20 protein-coding genes, 1 tRNA gene and 1 other RNA gene are annotated in these 21,983 nt (G+C 65.6%); 16 read left to right on the forward strand and 6 right to left on the reverse strand.

The genetic code is table 11. The features are described from left to right. Positions 1–59 precede the first annotated feature (59 nt). Together QM590_RS15215 and QM590_RS15220 are read left to right on the forward strand one after the other, a co-directional pair. Positions 60–728: a TVP38/TMEM64 family protein gene (locus QM590_RS15215; protein ID WP_269595560.1), complete on the forward strand. Its 669-nt coding sequence runs from the start codon at positions 60–62 to the stop codon at positions 726–728. Next, a complete protein-coding gene (locus QM590_RS15220) occupies positions 725–1,336 on the forward strand; it encodes a CDP-alcohol phosphatidyltransferase family protein (RefSeq protein ID WP_269595561.1) in 612 nt (203 codons plus the stop codon). Before QM590_RS15215 ends, QM590_RS15220 begins: the two co-directional genes overlap by 4 nt. On the opposite strand, the gene QM590_RS15225 is transcribed toward QM590_RS15220, so the two are convergent. Next, complete coding sequence (locus QM590_RS15225; protein WP_269595562.1) at positions 1,308–2,744, reverse strand: dihydrolipoyl dehydrogenase family protein; 1,437 nt, start codon at positions 2,742–2,744, stop codon at positions 1,308–1,310. The two genes, QM590_RS15220 and QM590_RS15225, sit on opposite strands and share 29 nt — an antisense overlap. A 63-nt stretch (positions 2,745–2,807) precedes the next feature. Between QM590_RS15225 and QM590_RS15230 the strand changes: the two genes are divergently transcribed. Genes QM590_RS15230 through QM590_RS15240 form a run of 3 tightly spaced genes read left to right on the forward strand, consistent with a single transcriptional unit; the run spans position 2,808 to position 5,032 of the window. After that, positions 2,808–3,455: a class I SAM-dependent methyltransferase gene (locus QM590_RS15230; protein ID WP_269595563.1), complete on the forward strand. Its 648-nt coding sequence runs from the start codon at positions 2,808–2,810 to the stop codon at positions 3,453–3,455. Between the two features lie 59 nt (positions 3,456–3,514). Then, entirely contained in the window at positions 3,515–4,381 is an 867-nt protein-coding gene (locus QM590_RS15235; RefSeq protein ID WP_269595564.1) for an alpha/beta fold hydrolase, read from the forward strand. Between the two features lie 33 nt (positions 4,382–4,414). Beyond that, entirely contained in the window at positions 4,415–5,032 is a 618-nt protein-coding gene (locus QM590_RS15240; RefSeq protein ID WP_269595565.1) for a dihydrofolate reductase family protein, read from the forward strand. A 12-nt stretch (positions 5,033–5,044) separates the two neighbouring features. On the opposite strand, the gene QM590_RS15245 is transcribed toward QM590_RS15240, so the two are convergent. Beyond that, entirely contained in the window at positions 5,045–5,767 is a 723-nt protein-coding gene (locus tag QM590_RS15245) for a mycothiol-dependent nitroreductase Rv2466c family protein (protein ID WP_269595566.1), read from the reverse strand. A 29-nt stretch (positions 5,768–5,796) separates the two neighbouring features. Continuing rightward, positions 5,797–6,705, reverse strand: coding sequence for a LysR family transcriptional regulator (locus QM590_RS15250; protein WP_149407250.1), 909 nt, complete (start codon positions 6,703–6,705; stop codon positions 5,797–5,799). Between the two features lie 137 nt (positions 6,706–6,842). Between QM590_RS15250 and QM590_RS15255 the strand changes: the two genes are divergently transcribed. Beyond that, the gene (locus QM590_RS15255) at positions 6,843–8,258 is read left to right on the forward strand and encodes an MFS transporter (RefSeq protein ID WP_094669902.1); all 1,416 of its coding nucleotides are present in this window, start codon (positions 6,843–6,845) and stop codon (positions 8,256–8,258) included. Beyond that, a complete protein-coding gene (locus QM590_RS15260; RefSeq protein WP_269595567.1) occupies positions 8,255–9,001 on the forward strand; it encodes a 3-hydroxybutyrate dehydrogenase in 747 nt (248 codons plus the stop codon). The genes QM590_RS15255 and QM590_RS15260 overlap by 4 nt, the downstream gene beginning before the upstream one ends. 210 nt (positions 9,002–9,211) lie before the next feature. On the opposite strand, the gene QM590_RS15265 is transcribed toward QM590_RS15260, so the two are convergent. Continuing rightward, positions 9,212–9,299: transfer RNA gene (locus QM590_RS15265), tRNA-Ser, on the reverse strand. Positions 9,300–9,394: 95 nt separating this feature from the next. Here QM590_RS15265 and ffs point away from each other — a divergent pair. Both ffs and QM590_RS15275 read left to right on the forward strand, forming a co-directional pair. After that, an RNA gene (gene ffs, locus QM590_RS15270) (signal recognition particle sRNA small type) lies at positions 9,395–9,489 on the forward strand. A gap of 53 nt (positions 9,490–9,542) precedes the next feature. Then, a complete protein-coding gene (locus QM590_RS15275) occupies positions 9,543–10,829 on the forward strand; it encodes an aspartate aminotransferase type Ic (RefSeq protein ID WP_269595568.1) in 1,287 nt (428 codons plus the stop codon). Positions 10,830–10,889: 60 nt separating this feature from the next. Here QM590_RS15275 and QM590_RS15280 read toward each other — a convergent pair whose 3' ends face one another. Then, positions 10,890–12,407, reverse strand: a complete 1,518-nt coding sequence (locus tag QM590_RS15280; RefSeq protein ID WP_269595569.1) for an MFS transporter — start codon at positions 12,405–12,407, stop codon at positions 10,890–10,892. Between the two features lie 104 nt (positions 12,408–12,511). On the opposite strand from QM590_RS15280, the gene QM590_RS15285 reads away from it, so the two are divergent. Beyond that, the gene (locus tag QM590_RS15285; protein ID WP_094671499.1) at positions 12,512–13,183 is read left to right on the forward strand and encodes a TetR/AcrR family transcriptional regulator; all 672 of its coding nucleotides are present in this window, start codon (positions 12,512–12,514) and stop codon (positions 13,181–13,183) included. A 173-nt stretch (positions 13,184–13,356) separates the two neighbouring features. Further along, entirely contained in the window at positions 13,357–14,601 is a 1,245-nt protein-coding gene (locus tag QM590_RS15290) for a lipase family protein (protein WP_269595590.1), read from the forward strand. 24 nt (positions 14,602–14,625) lie between these two features. Here QM590_RS15290 and QM590_RS15295 read toward each other — a convergent pair whose 3' ends face one another. After that, complete coding sequence (locus QM590_RS15295; protein WP_269595570.1) at positions 14,626–14,955, reverse strand: YnfA family protein; 330 nt, start codon at positions 14,953–14,955, stop codon at positions 14,626–14,628. Between the two features lie 101 nt (positions 14,956–15,056). On the opposite strand from QM590_RS15295, the gene phoU reads away from it, so the two are divergent. From phoU to QM590_RS15320, 5 genes are read left to right on the forward strand one after another with little or no spacing between them, the layout of a single operon-like run. Next, on the forward strand, positions 15,057–15,710 hold the full coding sequence (phoU, locus tag QM590_RS15300) for a phosphate signaling complex protein PhoU (RefSeq protein WP_068050449.1): 654 nt from the start codon (positions 15,057–15,059) through the stop codon (positions 15,708–15,710). A 37-nt stretch (positions 15,711–15,747) separates the two neighbouring features. Next, complete coding sequence (locus QM590_RS15305) at positions 15,748–16,551, forward strand: transglutaminase-like domain-containing protein (RefSeq protein ID WP_068050450.1); 804 nt, start codon at positions 15,748–15,750, stop codon at positions 16,549–16,551. Between the two features lie 29 nt (positions 16,552–16,580). After that, positions 16,581–17,156: an HhH-GPD-type base excision DNA repair protein gene (locus tag QM590_RS15310; protein ID WP_269595571.1), complete on the forward strand. Its 576-nt coding sequence runs from the start codon at positions 16,581–16,583 to the stop codon at positions 17,154–17,156. 51 nt (positions 17,157–17,207) lie between these two features. Further along, positions 17,208–19,601, forward strand: coding sequence for a helicase-associated domain-containing protein (locus tag QM590_RS15315; RefSeq protein ID WP_269595572.1), 2,394 nt, complete (start codon positions 17,208–17,210; stop codon positions 19,599–19,601). A gap of 44 nt (positions 19,602–19,645) precedes the next feature. Further along, positions 19,646–21,979 carry a DNA polymerase III subunit gamma and tau gene (locus QM590_RS15320; protein ID WP_269595573.1) on the forward strand — a complete coding sequence of 778 codons (2,334 nt, stop codon included), beginning with the start codon at positions 19,646–19,648 and terminating at the stop codon, positions 21,977–21,979. Positions 21,980–21,983: the final 4 nt, after the last annotated feature.

The raw sequence follows: 21,983 nt of genomic DNA on the forward strand, positions 1-21,983 counted from the left end.
CGCGGGCACACGGGTCTTGTGCACAATGGATCCTGACCGCCGGACGAGAGGCACATACCGTGACGCAGGACCGCCCGACGCGTAGTCGCCGCGGCACGACCCTGAAATTGCTCGCGGCTGCCGTGCTCGTCATCGCTCTGGTGATCGTGCTCGGCACCGTCGACCTACCCGACCCGTCGTTCATCCGTGACCGAGTGGCGTCGGCCGGGCCGTGGGGCATCGCGCTGTTCGTGGTGCTCTATGCCGTCCTGTCGGCCACTCCGTTCCCCGCCAGCACGTTGACCATCGCGTCGGGCCTCCTGTTCGGGTTGGCGGTGGGTGCAACCGTCGTGGTGTTCGCCGCCACGATGGGGGCGTATCTCGGGTACTGGGGAGCGCGGGCGCTGGGACGCGGCCAGGTGGCCCGCACCGAATGGGACAGGCTCCGCCGGCTCGACGCCATGCTCGGACGACGCGGATTGCTATCGGTGCTGCTCGTGCGTCTGGTGCCGCTGCCGTTCTCCTTGGTCAACTACGCGGCCGGAGTCAGTGCGGTGGGTCAGCGTGACTACGTGGTGGGGACGATGGTCGGCATCGTGCCGGCGACCGTCGCCTACACCGCGCTCGGGGCCTACGGAACGTCTCCATTCTCGTGGCCGTTCGCCATCGCATTGCTCGCAGTACTGGCTATCGCGGCGGGTTCGGCGCTGTTGGCACGCCGCCTGGGACTCACCGGCGCTGCCGAATGATCGACAGCTTTCTGCGCCGCCACCTCGAAGGCCCGCTCGATCGCTGTGCCGGCGCCCTCGATCGTCCTGCGATCACACCGGACCGAATCACCGCCGCCGGGCTGGTGCTCGGCCTCGGTAGTGCACTGGCGGCTGGCCTGCAGTTCTGGCTGCTCGCGTTGTTGTTGTGGATCGTCTCCCGCATCGCCGACGGTCTGGACGGGCCACTTGCGCGTAGGCGTTCCAATACGGCTGGTGCGGGCGGATTCTTCGACATCACCGCCGATTTCGTGGTGTACGGCACCACGGTGGTGGGCGTCGCGGTGGGTGCCTCGGCCGGATACGACGCCCCGTGGTGGCCGTTCCTGCTGGTGCTGTTGGCGTACTACATCAACGGCACCGCGTTTCTGGCGTTCTCCTCGATCGCCGAACGCAACGGCCGCACCATCGACGACGGCCGATCGCTGTCGTTCCTCGGCGGTTTGGCCGAGGGTGCCGAAACCATTGCGGTGCACAGTCTCTGGCTACTGCTGCCCGGTATCTCGTGGCAGATCGCGGTGGTCTGGGCGGCGGTTGTCGCGGTGAGCTCCGGTCAGCGAATCATCGCCGGGTATCGCGCGCTCTCTTGATCCACGTGCCGCGCACTTTCGCCAGTGCGGCCGTTGCGCGGGAAATAACCGGAGAACCCAACTGCGCCTTCACGTCCGCTATCGCCGCGTTCCACGGACCATCGTTGTACGTCGGATACGGATGGGTGGCCCCAGCGAGGTCGCGGGTACGCAGCCCCTGGTCGATGGCGATGATCAGCTCCCCGATCGTCTCGCCCGCTCGCGGTCCCACCACACAGGCCCCGACGATGCGACGCTTGGCATCGAGCACCAGCGTCGTCGATCCGTTCGTCGCTTTCTCGGTGACGGCTCTGTCGACGTGATGGTGGTCGAGCACCTGCAGTCTGAGCCCGCGCTCCCTAGCGGTCCGCACATCGATTCCCGCCGAGGCGATCTCGGGATCGGTGAACGTCACCCGCGGAGTTCCCGTCGTACTCACTTTTCGGTTCAGACCGAGTGCCGCATTGCTCGCAGCCAGACTGCCGTGCACACCGGCGGTGTGCGTGAACTGCGGATGTCCGGTGAGATCTCCGGCCGCCCAGATACGGGGATTGGTGGTCCGAAGATTCTCGTCGGCACGCACGAATCCGTTGTTCTCCACTTCCACACCGGCCGTGTCCAAGCCGATCGACGACGTGCGCGGAGTCCTTCCGGTGGCGATGAGTACTCGATCGAATTGGATCTCGACACCCGTATCGGTCACGGCCGAGCTTTTGTCGATGCGTACGACGGCGGTGGAGGTCAGGACGCGCACGCCCTCGTCGGTCAACGCCTGCGTCAGGACCGACGAGGCCTCAGGGTGCTCGCGAGGCAGGATCGTGGCCGACCGTCCGACGAGGGTGACGTCCGATCCCAGACGCGAGAATGCTTGCGCCATTTCACAACCCACCGACCCGGCTCCGACGATCAGCAGTCGCTGCGGCAAGTCCTTCAGATCCCACAGGGTGTCGCTGGTCAGGTAGTCCACGTTGTCGATGCCGTCGATCGCGGGCACCGTGGAATGCGCGCCGGTGGTCACGATCGCCTGACCGAAATGGAGTATCCGCGTACCGACTTTCACCGTGTTCGGACCCGTGAAAACAGCGTCCCCGCTGATCACCTGGACTCCCGCCTCGGTGAGGGCCTCCGGTGAATCGATCGGCGCGATCTCGGCGATCGAGCCGTGCACGTGCTGCATCACGCGCGCGAAATCCACGATCGGCGGCTGGGTGACGATGCCGAAGCGGGACGCGGATCGAACAGTCTGTGCCACCGAGGCCGCCGCGAGGAGCGCCTTGGACGGCACGCATCCGGTCCACAGGCAGTCGCCTCCGGTCCGCTCGCGCTCGATCAGCACGACGCGAACGCCGAAGCCCGCCGCGGTCTTCGCCGCCACGATGCCGGCGGTGCCGCCGCCCACCACAACCACGTCGGCGCGGTTCTCGGGCACACTCGAAGACGAACGACGGATTCCCATACTTCCCACTATGCCCGCGCCCTGGAGAGACCCGACATGAGACGACCGACGAAATACACGATGTCGGCCCGCCTGTACGACGTGATCTCCTTCGAATGGCCGGTGTATCGAGCCGGTCGGGAGTCGGCGTTCGAGCTGCTGAATCTACCTGCCGGAAGCCATGTTTTGGACCTCGGCTGCGGGACGGGACTGAACTTCGCCGGGTTGCAGCGGATGATCGGGCCGACCGGCTCGATCACCGGAGTCGACGCCAGCTCACAGATGCTCGAACAGGCCAGGCGGCGAGCCGACCGAGCAGGCTGGGACAACATCACGCTGGTCGCCGCCGACGCCACGGCCCTCACCAGCGCGGATCTGGGCGAGGCTGAGTTCGATGCTGCGCTCAGTACGTATGCACTCTCGCTGATGACGCCGTGGCAGGCGGCCCTCGACTCGATGATCTCGCACACTCAAGTGGGCGGAGTAGTTGCCGTCGTCGACATGCAGCGGCCCGTCGGACGAGCCGCTGCCTGGACCCCGCTGGCGAAGCTGGCATGCCGACTCGGAGGGTCAGACATCGAGGCCCATCCGTGGACGGCGATGACGCCACTGCTGCGTGATCTGTCGACTCGCTCCGTTCGCGGCGGCCACATCCAGGTCCGCGTCGGGACTGTTGCATCACGCCCAGCAGCGCCGAGTTCGTAACCGACGCTCGCCTGCGTGACGACCGGTGAGTTTTTGCTCGCGCCGAGGTCCAACCGATCATGACTACACAGACCGTTTCCGTTCCCGGTGCGACCCTGACCTACGACGTGATCGGCGAGCTCGAGGCCGGGGTCACCCCCCTGCTGCTCATCGGTTCACCGATGGACGCGAGTGGGTTCGGTACGTTGGCGTCGCACTTCCGCGACCGGGTGGTCGTCACCTACGACCCGAGAAATGTCGGACGTAGTCGACGAGACGACGCGACCGCCGCGGTCACCTTCGGCGAACATGCCGACGACCTGCATGCAGTGCTCACTGCCGTCGGCCATGGTCCTGTCGATGTCTTCGCCTCCAGCGGGGGTGCGGTCAATGCGCTGGTTCTCGTCAGCAAGTACCCGTCCGACGTTCGAACGTTGGTTGCCCACGAACCGCCCGCCGGAGGCACTCTGCCGGACCGCGAGAACATCGCGACAGTGTGCGCACACATGGTGGCCACGTACGACGCTCACGGCCGCGGCCAAGCGATGGCCGAATTCATGTCGCTGCTGATGCACGCGGGCCCCATCGACGACGCGTTCTTCGCTCGCCCGGCACCTGCCCCGGCGCAGTTCGGCCTTCCGACCGAGGACGACGGAACCCGCGACGATGCCCTGATGTCCAACATGCGAGGGGGAGGAGTCGATTTCGCGCCGGATGTCGATGCATTGCGTGCTGCTCCCACCACTGTGGTGATCGGAGTAGGTGAAGAATCCGGCGGCCCAGAGGACGGTCACATCGCTGCTCGCGCAGCGTATTCGACTGCAGCGCTCCTAGGATCGGAGCCGATTGTCTTTCCCGGCGGCCACTCGGGATTCCTCGGCGGCGAATTCGGTCAGACCGGTAAGCCGACAGAATTTGCCGAGAGTCTGCGAAAAGTATTGAGCTGAAGAAGATTCCGTCTTACAGAACCAGGAGCAATCATGGGCCTCATCACGTTGGAGTTGTTCGCCACCCTCGACCTCGTCGCACAATCACCAGGAAGCCCCGAGGAAGATCCCGAGAACTTCCCCTTCGGTGGTTGGCAGGCTCCTCTGCTCGACGAGGTCTCCGGAGCACAGGTCGACGCCGCATACGAGGGCACGGATGCGCTCCTGCTCGGCCGACGCACCTACGACATCTTCGCCGCCTACTGGCCGAACCAAAAAGGCTCGTTCGCAACGCTGTTCAACGCCATACCGAAATACGTGGCCTCGCGCGGCACACCCGATCTGCGGTGGGACGGTTCGACTCAACTCGGACCGAACCTGGTCGATGCGGTGCGTGAGATCAGAGATCGACACGACCACATCAAAGTGGTCGGAAGCCTCGATCTGGTTCAGACGCTGTTGCGCGAGAAGCTTTTCGATCGACTCGATCTGTGGGTGCATCCCATCCTGCTGGGAGTGGGAAAGAGAGTGTTCGCCGACGGCACCGTGCCCAGCAATCTGACGTTGCTCGAGCCACCGGCCGTCGACGGGAATGGCACCGTCTACCTGCGGTACGGCCTCGATGCCGGAACCCCGGGAACCGGCAACATGGACGACGTCCTGGGCGACTAGTTCTGCGGGAACTCACTTCTTCTGGCGTCGGCTCCCGCCGTGCCAGTCCTGCTGCACGCCCGCTTCGTCTTCCTGCACGCCGAGGGCCTTGAGTTGTGGAAGCTCACGCAGACTGCGCTTCATCTCGGCGAATCCGGGGAAGCGAGCGAGTCCGATCACGTTGTCCCACAGCGGCACTGCCTCCTCGTCGCTGGGCAGTCGGCTGATCACCGGCCCGAAGAACGCGACGCCGTCCGGCGGCTCGAAGGCGATGATCGGGGTTCCGACGTCCTTGCCGGTGAGCGAGAGAGCGTGATCGGTTTCGGCTCGGATCTCCTCGTCGAGCGACGAATCATCCAGTGCTGCAGTGTGATGGGTGGGCAGTCCGAGTTGTTCGAGGATCGGCCCCAGGAATTGTGCGGTGCCGCGATGGCCGTGGCTCGTAGCGTCGTCGGGCACCACCTCGGTGTCGAAGATGTGGGTGCCGAGGGCCTCGTACAGTGGCCCGATCGTTGCCGATCCGTGCTCACGACGAATAGCGGCAGCAGCCCGCAGCAGTCGTAGACCTGCGGTGTGGCCGGCCTCGTACTCGGGCGGGAAGTGGGCGTCGTAGTCGATGTGCGAGTTGAGCAGTCGCAGCGAGATGAACCGCCAGTCGACGGTGTAGTCGCGCTGGGCCTGAACCTTGCGAACCCATTTGCTGGTCATCCAGGCGAACGGGCACACAGGATCGAAATAGAACTCGATATCTGTCATCGGGGGACTCTCCTTGTGGACGTAGGTATTCAGTGTTCACCCAACAGTGCCGAACGTTGTTCGGTGACGACGGCGCGGATGGCGTCGACCACCGCCGACACCTCCGGCCGTCGCAGGGTTTCGGTACGCGTGACGAGCCAGTAGGTCAGTTTCACCGCGATGGCGTCGGGCAGGACTCGTCGGAGGTCGGGGTGGCGATCGGCCATGAAGCACGGCAGCAGTCCGATGCCCGCGGATGCGCGGGTGGCCTCGACGTGGACGAAGACGTTGGTGGAGGTGACCGATTCGCGCATCGTCGGGGTGAAGTTGGGGGCCAGATCGAGATCGTCGACGTGCAGCATCGAATCGATGAAGTAGATGAACGGGTGTGCGGAGAGATCGGCCGGCACCTGCGGAGTTCCGTGGTCCTCCAGATAGTCCTCGGAGGCATAGAGGCCGAGTAGATAGTCCCCGAGCCGGATGGCCTCGGCGCGATGCACTTGCGGTTGCCCGACGACGATCTCGATGTCCAGGCCCGATCGTTGCTGCGACGCGCGCCTGGTGACCGCCACGATTTCCACGGACACGCGCGGATGAGCGCGCTGCACCCGCGCCGCGGCCGGAGCCGCGATATAGGCACTGAATCCGTCGGTCGCCGAAATTCGCACGACGCCTTCCAGCGCGCCGACATCGCTCGAGACGAGGGTGCGCAGCGCATCCTCGACGGCCTCCGCCGCGGCCAGCGCGCCGCGGCCCAGCTGCGTCAGTTCCCAGCCACCGGCACCACGGGTGAGGACCCGGCCGCCGAGCGTGTCCTCGAGTGCGGCGATGCGTCGGGAAATGGTCGTGTGGTTGATGCCCAGGTCGTCGGCGGCCGAGCTGTAGCGACCGGTGCGACTGACAGCGAGCAGCACCAGCAGGTCGTCTGCACTGGGGATCTTCGCGCCACCGAGCGTCATGTGTGCAGTTTTGCAGATCCGACCTGCGTTCATGGCTCTTGCGCCCACAAACATCTGCACCAATACTCAGACCAGCCCGCAGTTGTGTGGTCCATCACATGCATGAACGTGACGTGCTGAGTAACACAGGAGAAAACATGAGCGTCGATCAGCCGCTGACAGAACGACCAGAACCGGATCCCGATGCCACGCCCACAGGCCTGAAGAAGGTCGTCGGGGCGTCGATGGCCGGCACCATCGTCGAGTGGTACGAGTTCTTCCTCTACGGCACCGCCGCAACGCTGGTGTTCAGCAAGATCTTCTTCGCTGCCGGAACCAGTGAGCTCGACGCGATCCTCGCGGCCTTCGTCACCTACGCCGTCGGCTTCGTCGCACGTCCGTTGGGCGGCATCGTCTTCGGTCACTACGGCGACAAGTACGGCCGAAAGAAGTTGCTGCAGTTCAGCCTCGTCCTCGTCGGCGGGGCCACGTTCCTCATGGGCTGCCTACCGACCTTCGAGGCCATCGGCTACTGGGCACCGGGACTGCTGGTGACCCTGCGATTCATCCAGGGCTTCGCCGTCGGCGGCGAATGGGGCGGCGCGGTTCTCCTTGTCGCAGAACACAGCCCGAACAAGTCCCGCGGATTCTGGGCCAGCTGGCCGCAGGCAGGCGTCCCCGCAGGCAACCTGCTCGCCACCGTCGCGCTGCTCGTCCTGACGACCACACTGTCCGACGAAGCCTTCCTCAGCTGGGGCTGGCGCGTCGCATTCTGGCTCTCCGCCGTCATCGTCTTCGTCGGCTACTACATCCGCACCAAGGTCTCCGACGCCCCGATCTTCCTCGAGGCTCACAAGCAGGCCGAGGTCATCAAGGCCGCGTCGTACGGCGTCTTCGAGGTCGTGAAGCGTTACCCGCGTGGCGTGTTCACCGCGATGGGACTGCGCTTCGGTGAGAACGTCATGTACTACCTCGTCGTCACCTTCTCCATCACGTACCTCTCGGTCGAGGTGGGTACCGACACCTCCACGATCCTGTGGTGGATGCTCATCGCCCACGCGATCCACTTCTGCACGATTCCGTTGGTGGGCAAGCTCGCCGACCGCGTCGGACGTCGCCCGGTCTACTTCGCCGGAGCCGTCACCGCAGCGACGTGGGGCTTCTTCGCCTTCCCGATGATGAACAGCGGCCACAACGTCGTCATCATGCTGGCCATCATTATCGGCCTGATGTTCCACGCCTTCATGTACGCCACGCAGCCGGCCATCATGGCCGAGATGTTCCCGACGCGGATGCGGTACTCCGGTGTATCCCTCGGCTACCAGGTCACCTCGATCGTCGCCGGTTCGCTGGCCCCGATCATCGCGGTCAAGCTGCTCGACATCTACGGCTCGTCCGTCCCGATCGCGGTGTACCTGGCCGTGGCCTGCGCGATCACCGTCGTGGCCGTCGTCGTCGCTCGGGAGACCAAGGGACTGGCGCTCGAAAGCATCGACATCGCCGACGCCAAGAACCTGGCCACCGAGGCCGAGCTGGCGAAGGCCGGTCTGCTCGACAAGACTGCACAGCGATGACCGACCTGAACGGACGCTCCGCCCTCGTCACCGGGGGAGCGTCCGGCATCGGGGCCGCATGTGCGCGCGAGCTCGCCGGTCGCGGTGCCCGCGTCACCGTCGCCGATGTGAACGACGTTGCCGCAAAGGAATTGGCGTCGGAGATCGGCGGAGACGTCTGGTCGGTGGATCTGCTCGACACCACCGCGTTGGACGACCTCCGCCTGGACGTCGACATCCTCGTCAATAATGCGGGCATCCAAACCGTCGCACCGATCGTCGACTTCGACCCGGGCGCATTCCGCAGAATCCAGGCGCTGATGGTCGAGGCACCGTTCCTTTTGGTTCGAGCTGCGTTGCCGCACATGTACTCTCGCGGTTTCGGTCGAGTGGTGAACCTGTCCTCGGTGCACGGACTGCGGGCCTCGGAATTCAAGGTCGCCTACGTCACCGCGAAACACGCCCTCGAAGGACTGTCGAAAGTGACGGCCCTCGAAGGTGCCGCCCACGGTGTGACGAGCAACTGCGTCAACCCGGGATACGTCCGAACGCCTCTTGTGGAAACACAGATCGCAGACCAGGCCAAGGCACACGGCATCCCCGAGAACGAGGTACTCGAGAAAGTTCTGCTGACCGAGGCGGCCATCAAGAGACTCGTCGAACCGGCCGAAGTCGCCTCACTGGTGGGCTGGTTGACCTCCGAAAACGCCGGCATGGTGACTGGAGCGTCCTACACCATGGACGGTGGTTGGTCGGCTCGCTAGTTCGGCCCCCGCCCCGCGTCAATGGACCATCTGGCCGCGTCAATGTGACATCGACGCGGAGAGGTGAACTGGGTGGATGGACCACTGCATACGTCTGACCGGTGCAGTGGTCCATTGACGCGAACGGGGTGGGCGCGAACCAGAGCGGACGGGTGAACCACCTCGCCTCGAACAGCAAGAAGCCCCCGTGACATGTCACGGGGGCTTCTCTGGCGGAGGATAGGGGATTTGAACCCCTGAGGGCGTTAACCCAACCCGCGTTCCAGGCGAGCGCCATAGGCCACTAGGCGAATCCTCCGTGGGGGAGCTTACCCGGTTACCCCCACCATCTCCCAAATCGGGAGGCGTGAAGGGTGGTGATGTGTTGTCGGACGGGAGGCGGCTACACTTCCTAACGGATCCCGCGCGGCGCGCATCCTGTGAACTCCCCCAGGGCCGGAAGGCAGCAAGGGTCAATGGGCTCTGCCGGGTGCGCGGGGTCCCCTTTATTTCAGTGACATCGACACTGTCCGGGGAACCCGTCACCGAGAGGCCGCTCCGCATGCCAGCGCAAACCCAGTTGGGTCTGATGAACCATGAGGAGCTTGCCTCCGAGCACGAGCGGCAGAGCGCGAAGTACACGCAGCTCAAAGCCGAGAAGCTCACTCTCGATCTCACTCGCGGCAAGCCGTCGCCAGAGCAGCTCGATCTCGCTGCTGGCCTGCTGACGCTTCCGGGTGCGGATTACAAGGACGGCAACGGCACCGACTGCCGCAACTACGGCGGCCTCGCGGGCCTGCCGGAACTGCGTGCCATCTTCGGTGAACTGCTCGGCATCCCGGTGAAGAACTTGCTCGCCGGCAACAACGCCAGCCTCGAGATCATGCAGGACCTGGTGGTCTGGGCGCTGCTGCACGGGCTGCCCGATTCCCCTCGCGCCTGGTCGGCCGAGCCGAACGTGCGCTTCCTCTGCCCTTCGCCCGGCTACGACCGGCACTTCGCGATCACCGAAAGCTTCGGCATCGAGATGATCCCGGTTCCGATGGGGCCCGACGGCCCGAACGTGCACGAGATCGCCAACCTGGTGGCGTCGGATCCGCAGATCAAGGGCATGTGGGTGGTGCCGAACTACGCGAACCCCACCGGAGCCGTCTACTCGGAGGACGTCGTTCGCGCGCTGGCCACCATGCCTGCGGCCGCACCCGATTTCCGACTGTTCTGGGACAACGCCTACGCGGTGCATCCACTGACCGAGGAATTCGCGCCGTCGTACGACGTGTTGGGCATGGCCGCCGAGGCCGGGTTCCCCAACCGCCCGTTCGTGTTCGCGTCGACCTCGAAGATCACGTTCGCCGGTGCGGGGGTCAGCTTCCTCGGCAGTTCCGAGGAGAACCTCGCCTGGTACCAGAAGCATTTCGGCAAGAAGAGCATCGGCCCGGACAAGTTGAACCAGCTGCGGCACCTGCGCTTCTTCGGCGACGCCGCCGGTGTGCGGGCCCACATGGCCAAGCATCGCGAGGTCCTGGCCCCCAAGTTCGCTCTGGTGCAGCAGATCCTCGAGGACCGTCTCGGTGCGTCGAAGATCGCATCCTGGACCGAACCCAAGGGCGGCTACTTCATCAGCCTCGACGTGCTCGAGGGCACGGCCGCGCGGTCGATCGCGCTGGCCAAGGAAGCCGGAATCGCTCTGACGGCCGCCGGCTCGGCCTTCCCGTACGGAAAAGATCCGGAAGACAAGAACATTCGCCTCGCCCCGAGCTTCCCCTCACTCGGTGAGCTGGAGAAATCGATGGACGGCGTCGCGACCTGCGTTCTGCTGGCCGCGACCGAAAAGCTGCTCGAAGGCTGACGCACGTGAGCGGAACTTCGTAGCAGGCTACGAGGTTCCGCTCACATGCGGCGGAGCCGCTCAGTGTCCGACGACTACCGCACCTTCGGGAGCCGACGGCAACGGTCCGTTCTTCAGCAGCGTGGCCGACAGCACCGCGCCGAGCAGGAAGATTCCCGACGCCCACCAGAACGTGGTGGTGTAGCTGGCGATCTCCGCGTTGGCCTGTAGCAGTGCCACATCGGTTGCCGTCGCCATGTTCGAGCTGACGTAGCTGGTCGCCGCATTGGCTGCCACGGTGCTCAGCAGCGCCGTGCCGATCGAGCCGCCCACCTGCTGCATGGTGTTCACCGTTGCCGATGCGACACCGGAATCGTCGGGGTCGACGCCCGAGATCGCGCCCTGCATGGCCGGGGCCATGGTGGCACCGAGGCCGAGGCCCATGATGACCAGGCCGGGCAGGATGTGCGTGACGTAGCTGCTGTCGACGTCGATCTGCGTCAGCAGCGCCATGCCGATCGAGGCCACGACCAGGCCGGTCGTCATCAGGATGCGGGGTCCGAAGCGGGGCAGGATCAGCGCCGTGGACAGAGTCGCCGTGAGGATCAGCGACGCGATCATCGGCATGAAGGCGAACCCGGTGGTGATGGGCGTGTACTTCAGCGTGTTCTGCAGGTAGTACGTCAGGAACAGGAACACCGCGAACATGCCTGCACCGGTGACGAATACCGCGAGGAACGATCCCGCACGAGTGCGGTTCAGCACGATCCGCAACGGCAACAACGGATGCTCGACGCGCATCTGGATGGTCACGAACACTGCGAGCAGTACGACACCGGCGGCCAGGAATCCGAGGGTGACCGAGTTGCCCCAGCCGTCGGACTCGGCGTGAGCGAAGCCGTAGACGATGGAGAACAGTGCGGCCGAGACGGCGAGGGTGCCGGGGATGTCGAGCTTGGGGCGGACGTCGACCTTGTGCTTGGCCAGTAACAGGAATCCGCCGACGAATGCGAGCGCGGCGAAGATCAGGTTGACGTACAGGCTCCAGCGCCAGTTGGCCCATTCGGTGAGCATGCCGCCCAGCAGCAGGCCGAGAGCGCCGCCGCCGCCGGCGATGGCACCGAAGATGCCGAATGCCTTGGCGCGTTCCTTGGTGTCGGTGAAGGTGGTGGCCAACAGGGACAGGGCCGCGGGGGCGAGCAGAGCGCCGAAGACACCCTGACCGGCGCGGGCCGCGACGAGCATGCCGAAGTTGACGGCCGCGCCGCCCACAGCCGACATCAGCGCGAAACCGACGAGCCCGATGAGGAAGGTGTTGCGTCGTCCGAAGAGGTCGCTCAGTCGTCCACCGAGCAGCAGCAGGCTGCCGAACGCGAGTGCGTACGAGGTGACGACCCATGAGCGGTCGGCGTTGTCGAAGCCCAGGTCGAGCTGAGCAGCGGGGAGTGCGATGTTCACGATGGTCGCGTCGAGCACGACCATGAGCTGAGCCAGTCCGAGCGTCGCGAGAATCAGCCAACGATTCCGATGCGCACGTTCGTCGACCGGCGTCGTGGTCGACGTCGAGTCGCCCACGTTCTCCGATGAAAGGGCGGTCATAGTGTCCTCGGTTCGACTATGCGGAGGTGTACCCTCCGGTTGTAGAACAAGGTAGCAGCGAAGTGGAGGGATGTCCTCCGCTTATCGGGTGAAACGGACATCGAATGAGTGTGAGAGCGGACACAGCGGCATCGAAGCCACTTCGGGCCGATGCCGAACGCAATCGACGTCGCATCGTCGACGCGGCCCGCGAACTGTTCGCGTCACACGGCATCGACATCACGCTCGACGACGTCGCGGCGCACGCCAAGGTGGGCGTCGGCACCGTCTATCGGCGGTTTTCTTGCAAGGAAGAACTGATCGACGGCGTGTTCGAGCAGCGTCTCGAAGACATGCTCGCGACCGCCGAACGGGCGCTCGAGGCAGAGGATCCGTGGGACGGTTTGGTGCAGTTCCTCGGCGATGTGTGCGCGGGAATGGCACTCGATCGCGGTCTCGGAGACGTCGTACTCGGGTCCGATCAGGGCTGCCGAGGGATCGCTCAGGTTCGCTCGCGCATCGATCCGTTCTTCGAGAAGATCGTCGAACGAGCACTGGCATCCGGTCAGCTTCGGCCGGACGTCGCCGTAAACGACTTCTATCCGGTGCTCGGCATGATCGGCGCGAGCGTCGAATTCTCCAGCACCGTCGACGCGTCGAACTGGCGACGCTATTTCACCGTGTTGCTCGACGGTCTGCGCGGCGACGGCGTTCCAAGGTCGACGCTGCCGGGGCGGCCCTTCACCAGCGACGAGGTCGATGCGGCCAAGACGGCGATGCATCGTCGTCGACGCTGATCGTGAGGACACCGAACTAGCCCTATGCGTTGTGTGGCGCATCACGTAAGGTGCGTCACGATAAGTGCTACACGGGGTAGCGCTCACTTGAAGTCAAGTGATCGACGTTGGGGGTTTATCAGGTGCGTTGCACACGCGTGTTCGGGTCGGCTGTGGCGGTAGCGGCAGTATTCATGGGGGTGACGGCACCCGCGGTATCGGCGGCACCCTCGACGGGATCGACCGTCGAATCCGATTTCTACATTCCACCGAGCCCGCTCCCCGCAGGCTCCCCGGGTGACGTGATCCGGTCCGAGCCCTCGCATCTCGCGCTGTCGGTTCCCGGGATCGGTGGCCCGCTGCCCGGTGCGGCAACCCGAATCATGTACCGCAGCAACGATTCCAACGACGAAGCCAATGCCGTCACGGGAACCTACATCGATCCCGCCGCGGAGTGGACCGGGCCCGGCCCGCGTCCGCTCGTCGTCCTCGCCCCGGGAACTCAGGGACAGGGCGATCAGTGCGCGCCGTCGAAGATGCTCAACAACGTCATCACCTACACTCCGCCGCTCGGCTTCATGGTCGAGTACGAGGTGCTCGCGGCATACTCGCTGCTCTCGCAGGGTTACGGCGTGGTCATCACCGACTACGAGGGCCTCGGTACGCCGGGTGCGCACACGTACGTCAACCGCGCCTCGGAAGCTCACGCTGTGCTCGACGCGGCCCGCGCCGCACAGAACCTGCAGGGTACCAAGATCTCCGCCGACGGCCCGGTGGCCGCGTACGGCTACTCGCAGGGCGGCGGAGCAGCCGCTGCTGCAGCGGAACTCGCCGATGAGTACGCACCCGAGATGAACCTCGTCGGCACCTACGCCGGTGCACCTCCCGCAGATCTGAAGGCGACCCTCGAGCAGGTCGACGGCACCATTCTCACCGGAGTCATCGGATACACCCTCAACGGTCTGCTCAACTCCGACCCGGGTCTCCAGCCCATCATCGACGAGAACATCAACGACGCAGGCAAGGCCATGCTGAATCTGGTCGCGAATCAGTGTGTGGGAGAAACGATTCTGAACGTCGGGCTGCACCGCACCAACGAGTACACCAAGACCGGCGAGCCGCTGTCGGTGGTGCTGGACAGGCTGCCCGTCGCTCAGGAGATCCTGGCCAAGAACAAGATCGGTGAGCGGACGCCGAATGCGCCGGTGCTGATTCAGTCCGGTACGTCCGACGACATCGTTCCTCACGGACAGGCCGTCGGACTGGCCGGTGACTGGTGCGGCAAGGGTGCCACCGTGCAGCTGAGCGCCGCGCAGGTTCCGGCCATCGTCCCGGGTTCGGGTGCCGGACACCTGATTCCGGATATCCTCGGCCTCGGCGAGGCGCAGAACTGGATCAAGGACCGGTTCTACGGGGTGCCCGCGCCGTCGAACTGCTGATCTTCTCGGTACGGCCCGCGTGAGTCAGCGCGGGCCGTACATGATCACCGCGACGCCGATCAATGCGATCGACGCTCCGGTGATGTCCCACCGGTCGGGTCGGAAACCGTCGACCACCATTGCCCAGAGCAACGATCCCGCGACGAAGACCCCGCCGTACGCCGCCAGAATCCGACCGAAGTTCGCGTCGGGTTGCAAGGTCGCCACGAAGCCGTAGGCGCCGAGAGCGAGCACCCCGGCTCCGGCCCACAGCCACCCGCGATGCTCTCGAATCCCTTGCCATACCAACCATGCTCCGCCGATCTCGAACAGAGCGGCGACGCCGAACAGCACTATCGACTTCAACACAGTCATGGCGTTCAGCGTCGCACAGCGCCGTGAGAGGTGTAGAAACAAGTGTTCGGGGGTAAGGCCTACAGGCCCAGCAGGGCCGAACGGTAGGGGTTGAGTACTTCATGCGGGACAGTTACGCCGAGACGTTGGATTCGCTGGCGTCGAATTTGTCCGAAATGTCGCGAATTGCCGAGAAGGCGATGGCGGACGCGACTCGATCGTTGTTGACGGCAGACATCGTTCTCGCCGAGCAGACCATCGAATACCGCGAAGAGATCGACATGCTCGCAGTCGAGTGGGAGCACGGAGCCTTCGGCTTCCTGGCGCTGCAGGCACCCGTTGCCCACGATCTACGACGCGTCGTCTCGGGCATCAACATCGTCGCCGATCTCCAGCGCATGGGTGGCCTGGCCGTGCACATCGCCGAACTGGTTCGCCGTCGCCATCCCGCGCACGTTTTGCCGCCCGAGGTCGAGGGCGTGTTCGAGCAGATGGGTCGCGTTGCCGTCGCGCAGGCCGAGTCCACCCAACGCGTCCTGGAGACCCGAGACGCCGAGCTCGCCGCCGACCTGCGAATTCAGGATCAGGAGATGGACGCGCTGCACCGCAGCCTGTTCATGCTGACCTCCGCACCCGACTGGCCGCACGGCGTGCCTGCCGCAGTGGACATAACGCTGCTCGGGCGCTTCTACGAGCGATACTCCGACCACACTGTCGAGGTCGCCAAACGCGTCATCTTCCTGGTGACCGGCGATCGCCCCACCGACGAGTCATAGTCTGCGCGAACGGCTCGAAGATGGCAGGATCGGCACGATGAAACGTGATGTCTCTGCGTACCTCGATGTCGACGTGACCGAGGCCAGCACCCTCGAGTTCCAGATCGCAATTGCACCGCATCCAGGAACCGACGTGTGGGAAGCACTCTCGTTCACACTCGACGGTCAGCCGATCGAGGCGCAGGAGATCAGCGGTGCTCACGGCACCCGCATCCACAAGATTCACGCCGGCGTCGGCAAGCTCGAGGCGTCGTACTCGGCAACCATCTACGGCAACACCGAGCCCGCTCCGGTCTCCGACTACGACCTCTCGCTGTACCTGCGGCCCAGCCGCTACGCCGAAGCCGACAAGTTCTTCGGCTTCGCAGCAACGGAATTCGGCTCGTACCCACCCTCGGAGAAGCTGCTCGCCGAGGTGTCCTCGTGGGTCGGCGCGCGGCTGAGCTACGTACCGGGCAGCAGCGACCCCATCGACGGCGCAGTCGACACCCTCCTCGCCGGTGCCGGAGTCTGCCGCGATTACACCCACCTCGTGGTGGCGCTGCTGCGAGCGGTCAACGTCCCGGCTCGCCTGGTCGCGGTGTACGCGCCGGGCTGCGATCCGATGGACTTCCACGCGGTTGCCGAAGCATTCGTCGAAGGCCAGTGGCGAGTGGTGGACGCGACCTGCCTCGCACCGCGATCGACCTTGGTGCGCATCGCCACCGGACGCGACGCATCCGACACCGCGTTCCTCGACAACCACGGCGGATCGATCATCCTCAACAGCGCCGTCGTGGGAGCCGTCGTCGACGGCCCCTTGCCCTTCGACGACATCACGCAGTTGGTCTCGATCACCTGACCCCAGGGGTGCGTGGCAGGATCGAGGCCATGTCTCGCACACTGCACCTCGTCGGCGATCCTGAGGCCGATGCACTGCTCGCCGAGGATCCGTTCGCGCTGCTGATCGGCATGCTTCTCGATCAGCAGGTACCGATGGAATCGGCGTTCGCAGGACCGAAGAAGCTCGTCGACCGTCTCGGTGACCTGAACGTCGACACCGTCGCCGACACCGATCCCGAAGAGTTCGCTGCCCTGTGCGCGCAGACCCCGGCCGTCCACCGGTTCCCGGGTTCGATGGCCAAGCGCATCCAGGGGCTGGCGGCGTTCCTAGTCGAGAACTACGACGGCAAGCCGCAGGAGATCTGGACTCGGGACGATCCCGACGGTGCCGAAGTACTGAAGCGTCTCAAGGCCCTCCCCGGCTACGGCGATCAGAAGGCCCGTATCTTCCTCGCGCTGCTCGGCAAGCAGATGGGCGTCACGCCAGACGGGTGGCGCAAGGCCGCGGGAGCGTACGGCGACGACGGTGCGCGTCGATCCATCGCCGACGTGGTGGACGAGAAATCGCTGCTCGAGGTACGTGAATTCAAGAAGGCAGCGAAAGCCGCAGCCAAGAACAAATAAGTCTGTCGGTGCCCGTCGATACAGTGGCCAGAACTTTCACCGGGGGGCGAAATGACCGACAGTATCGAAACCTACGAGGGCTGGCTGGCGACTCTCGACGAGGACGCACTGACCGATCTGCTGCACCGTCGGCCGGACGTGGCGACCGACCCGCCACCGCGCTCGTTCGGGTTGCTCGCGCAGTTGCTCGGTGCACCGTCTCGGGTGTCGATGCTGCCGCGTCGACTCGACAGCGGCGCGCTCGCTCTCCTCGAATTGTTCGCGCTCATGGGAGATCTGAGCCGCGCCGAGATCGGGCACTGGGCGAGTGAGGGCCCGATCAACGAGACGCCGCACATCGATGCCGCTCTCGCCACACTGACGGCCTACGGGTTGATCTGGCCGCACTCCTCGCCCGGCGCAGGCACGGTCGAATACTCACCCATCGATCTGTCCGGGGTGTTCTCGCATCCGTTCGGACTTGCCCGCAGGCAGCGAAAACTGTTCCTGCACTGCGCCGTCGAGCAGGACCGGCTGGCTGTGCTGTCGATCCTCGGAATCGACCCGGCGCTCGAGCGAGGGACGCGCGCCGACGCCGTTGCAGCCGCGATGACGCCCGAACGGATCAGGGCGCTGTTCGACGGCGGGTCGGAGGAGATGCGAGCGATGTTGTCTCGCTTCGTCGATGGCAAGCCGGTGTCACTGATCTTCGACATTCCGTCGAGCGCGGGGACCCCTGCCTTCGAGCGGGGATTGTTGTATCGACTCGACGGGCACCGCGTCGAGATGCCGCTGGAGGTGAGCATCGCCCTGCGCGGGGTCGGGTGGCGTCTGCCCATCGAAGTCACGCCGCCGACCTTCGAGACCCGCGCGCTCTCGCACGACGACGTGCGGCGCACTCGTTCCATCGCACTGCTGCAGTTCTGCGAACACACGCAGGCATTGCTGACGGCCATCGACGCCGACGGCCTGACGACGATGAAGACCGGCGGCGTCAGTGCCAAGGAACTTCGGTCGCTCACGAGCAGGTTGGGATTCGCCGACGAACACGACACCGCGTTGATGTTGATGCTGGCACGCGAAGCCGGGCTGCTGGCCGAACGCGGAAAGACCGGCGTCGCGTTGACCTCGGCCTACGAGACATGGTCGACGAGCGCCCGAGCCGAACAGGCGGCGACGCTGGTGACCGCGTGGTGGAGTTCGCCCTTCACTCCCACCCACCGAGTTCCCCGCGCATCCCAGAAGACCGTTCCCGTGCTCAAGAAGATGCTCGACGACCCCGCGGCAGCGGACCTGCGCGCGACGGCGCTGACAGCTCTGCTCCGATACGAGGACGTCGCCTCGCCGGTGACGGTTCTGCAGGATGCCGAGGAGTTCGCCCGGTACCTGGACTGGCACATCCCGGTCGTCTCGACGAGCGCCGGGCCAGGCCACGTGCACGCGCTGTGGTTGGAGGTGAGTCGACTCGGGATATTGGCCGACGGTGCGCCGACCGATCTGTGCCGCACCCTCACCGAGTTCCCCGCGGGTCGAGACGGTGACCCGCGCGAAATCCGTGCGGCTCTGGCCGCACAGTTGCAGGACATGGCCGAGTGGGTGCCGTTCTCCGTTCGGCTGTTGCCCGATTCCACGGCGGTGGTGACCGGACCACCCAGTACCGAGGTGGCGTCGATTCTCGGCGCGGCCGCGCAGCCCGAGTCGAGGGACGTCGCATCGGTCTGGCGGTTCACTCCCGCGACCATTCGGGGGTTCTTCGACACCGGCGGCACCGGCGACGAGTTGATCGATGCGTTGACCGCGATGGCCGACACCGACGTACCCCAGGCTCTGAGCTACACGATCCGGGACTGCTGGCGTACCTACGGCGCACTGGCCGTGCGCAGAATTCCCTGCGCCATCGTCTCCGAGGATGTCGTCCTGCTGACCAACATCGAGACCGACGAGTCCCTGGCCGTGCTGCAGTTCCAGCGCCTCGCTCCGACCGTCCTGGTCAGTTCTGCCACGCCGATCGACACCATCGCTGTGCTCCGCAGGCACGGATACTCCCCGGTGCGGCACTCCGACACCGGGCAACTCCAACTCGACAGCGCACCTCGCATTCGCGCGGGGGACACCCGGCCGACGCATCGTGCCGTCCACCCGGCACGGCACCGACGCGAACCACGCGAGCTCGCGCGGCTCCTGCTGGCAGGCAGCGGCGGAACCGTCGACGAGGCACGAGTGCGGTCTGCGCTGGATTCCCACAGCCGGCTGTTGCCGCGTGAGCTGGATCTGTTGACCGACGCCGCAGCGCGCGGCACGCCCGTCACGATCGACTATCAGAACTCCAGGGGAGCCATCGTCCGGCATGCGATCTCGGATGCGTTGCAGGACGGCCATTGGCTGTACGCGCTGTCGGAATCGACCGGAAGCCGCGAGAGCTTCGCCGTCATGAACATCAGAGCGGTATCCACCGCCGCACAATGACCGGCGATGCAACTGTGTCCGTGGTCGCCGGTACCCTTTCGGGCGTGGCCCTCTACCGGAAGTACCGTCCTGCGACGTTCGCCGAGGTCGTCGGTCAGGAGCACGTCACCGAGCCGATCAGCGTGGCGTTGGACAGCAACAGAATCAACCATGCCTACCTCTTCTCCGGGCCGCGCGGCTGCGGAAAGACCTCCTCGGCGCGGATCCTCGCCCGATCGCTGAACTGCGCCGAAGGTCCCACGTCGACGCCCTGCGGCGTGTGCAACTCCTGCGTCGCCCTCGCCCCCGGCGGACCCGGCAACTTCGACGTCGTCGAGATGGACGCGGCCAGCCACGGTGGCGTCGACGATGCCCGTGATCTGCGAGACAAGGCCGTGTACGCCCCGGCCGAATCGCGCTACGTCATCTTCATCATCGACGAGGCGCACATGGTGACCCCGGCGGGCTTCAACGCGTTGCTCAAGGTCGTCGAGGAACCGCCCGAGCACCTCGTCTTCATCTTCGCGACCACCGAACCCGAGAAGGTTCTCCCCACCATCCGCTCGCGTACCCACCACTACCCGTTCCGGCTGCTCGCGCCGTCGACGATGCGCGTTCTGCTGGAAAAGATCTGCGGCCAGGAACAGGTCCCGGTCGAAGACGCGGTCTACCCGTTGGTCATCCGCGCCGGCGGCGGCTCGCCCCGTGACTCGCTCAGCGTCATGGATCAGCTCCTGGCCGGAGCCGGTCCGGAAGGCGTCACGTACCCGCGAGCACTGTCGCTGCTCGGCGTCACCGACGTCGCGCTGATCGACGAGGCCGTGGACGCATTGGCTGCGGGCGACGGCGGCGCACTGTTCGGCACCGTCGACAAGGTGATGGACGCCGGCCACGACCCACGCCGGTTCGCCATCGACCTCCTCGATCGCATGCGAGACCTGATCCTGATGAAGGCCGTGCCCGACGCCGGAGAACGCGGTCTGGTCGACGTGCCGGGCGACGTACTCGAGCGACTTCGTGACGAGGCCGATCTGCTCGGCTCGGCGACGCTGACTCGCTACGCCGAGATCGTGCACTCGGGACTCGGCGAGATGCGTGGTGCCACCGCCCCGCGTCTGCTGCTCGAAGTGATGTGCGCCCGCATGCTGCTGCCCTCGGCCTCCGACGCGGAATCGGCGGTGCTGCAACGACTCGAACGCGTCGAACGTCGCTTGGACGTCACCCTTCCGGCGGGGGAGCAGGCAGCCGTCGCCCAGGCAGTTGCGGATCCGACGCGACCGCAACTGCAACCCACCGAGGAGCCCGCACCCTCGGGTCCGGCACCGGTGAGCAAATTCCAGCGACCGTCACAGCGCCCACCGGCCGCAGAGCCGACAGCGCCGACACCGGCACCGGCACCAGCTCCGGTGGCAGCCGCTCCCGCAGTCTCAGTTCCCACACCGGCACCCACGCCCGAGCCGACACCTGAACCTGAACCGGTTCCGACACCCGCACCAACACCGGAGCCCGAGCCCACACCTGAGCCAGCTCCGGCACCCGAGCCCACACCGACGCCCGAGCCGGCACCGACACCCGAGCCTGAGTCTGTCCCGGAACCCATTGCCGTGCAACAGGATTCGGCCCCGGCTGCCCCGGCTGCCCCGGTCGCCCCGGCTGCACCAACTACCCCGACGTCGCACGAGGATTTTCCGCCGGAGCCCGAGGACGATTACGGTCCCGAACCGGATCCCGTGTTCGAGTCGGAACCGGAACCCGTGGCGGCCCCTGCCGCCGCGTCGAACGAACCCGACGCAGCTGCGGTTCGCGCGGTGTGGTCCGAGGTGCGTACGAAAGTGCGGGAGCGGAGCCGGACCGTCGAGGTGATGCTCTCCGGAGCCTCGGTGCGCGCGGTCGAGAACGGCACCATCACGCTCGGCCACGACTCGGCACCGTTGGCCAAGCGGCTCGAGGAGCCCCGCAATGCCGACGTCATTCGCGACGCACTGCGTGACGTGTTCGGCGTCGAATGGTCGGTGGTATGTCTGGTCGGTGCCGCGGCACCACCGGAACAGTCATCAGCAAAAAAAGATGAACCGGCAGCGAAACCCGCGTCGCTGCCGAAGTTCTCGAGGCCGAGCCAGGCAGGGGCTCCCCGTCCCACGTCGGACGGGTTCGGATCAGCGGGCGACGGATCCTCGGCCGGCATCGGGGCGGACGACATTCCGATGCCCGAAGCCCCGGGCTATCCGGACGAGCCCGAGCCGGTAGGGCCACCGCCGCCGGAGACCCCGGAGGACGAGGAAGAGTTGCTCAAGGCTGCCGCCGAGCCTGCCGATCCCACGGTTCGCCGGGACCCGGAGACAGTCGCGATGGAGCTGCTGGTGAGCGAACTGGGAGCGGTACCGCTCAAAGAGATCTGATCGA

The sequence above is a fragment of the Rhodococcus sp. IEGM 1372 genome, from assembly GCF_030056835.1.
Taxonomy (GTDB): Bacteria; Actinomycetota; Actinomycetes; order Mycobacteriales; family Mycobacteriaceae; genus Rhodococcoides.

Coding starts and splice junctions, on each gene's coding strand:
- QM590_RS15315 (WP_269595572.1), top strand. CDS start 17,208: ATGACCGACAGTATCGAAACCTACGAGGGCTGGCTGGCGACTCTCGAC.
- QM590_RS15255 (WP_094669902.1), top strand. CDS start 6,843: ATGAGCGTCGATCAGCCGCTGACAGAACGACCAGAACCGGATCCCGAT.
- QM590_RS15220 (WP_269595561.1), top strand. CDS start 725: ATGATCGACAGCTTTCTGCGCCGCCACCTCGAAGGCCCGCTCGATCGC.
- QM590_RS15305 (WP_068050450.1), top strand. CDS start 15,748: ATGAAACGTGATGTCTCTGCGTACCTCGATGTCGACGTGACCGAGGCC.
- QM590_RS15310 (WP_269595571.1), top strand. CDS start 16,581: ATGTCTCGCACACTGCACCTCGTCGGCGATCCTGAGGCCGATGCACTG.
- QM590_RS15245 (WP_269595566.1), bottom strand. CDS start 5,767: ATGACAGATATCGAGTTCTATTTCGATCCTGTGTGCCCGTTCGCCTGG.
- QM590_RS15285 (WP_094671499.1), top strand. CDS start 12,512: ATGAGTGTGAGAGCGGACACAGCGGCATCGAAGCCACTTCGGGCCGAT.
- phoU (WP_068050449.1), top strand. CDS start 15,057: ATGCGGGACAGTTACGCCGAGACGTTGGATTCGCTGGCGTCGAATTTG.
- QM590_RS15260 (WP_269595567.1), top strand. CDS start 8,255: ATGACCGACCTGAACGGACGCTCCGCCCTCGTCACCGGGGGAGCGTCC.
- QM590_RS15295 (WP_269595570.1), bottom strand. CDS start 14,955: ATGACTGTGTTGAAGTCGATAGTGCTGTTCGGCGTCGCCGCTCTGTTC.
- QM590_RS15280 (WP_269595569.1), bottom strand. CDS start 12,407: ATGACCGCCCTTTCATCGGAGAACGTGGGCGACTCGACGTCGACCACG.
- QM590_RS15235 (WP_269595564.1), top strand. CDS start 3,515: ATGACTACACAGACCGTTTCCGTTCCCGGTGCGACCCTGACCTACGAC.
- QM590_RS15250 (WP_149407250.1), bottom strand. CDS start 6,705: ATGACGCTCGGTGGCGCGAAGATCCCCAGTGCAGACGACCTGCTGGTG.
- QM590_RS15230 (WP_269595563.1), top strand. CDS start 2,808: ATGAGACGACCGACGAAATACACGATGTCGGCCCGCCTGTACGACGTG.
- QM590_RS15290 (WP_269595590.1), top strand. CDS start 13,357: ATGGGGGTGACGGCACCCGCGGTATCGGCGGCACCCTCGACGGGATCG.
- QM590_RS15275 (WP_269595568.1), top strand. CDS start 9,543: ATGCCAGCGCAAACCCAGTTGGGTCTGATGAACCATGAGGAGCTTGCC.
- QM590_RS15240 (WP_269595565.1), top strand. CDS start 4,415: ATGGGCCTCATCACGTTGGAGTTGTTCGCCACCCTCGACCTCGTCGCA.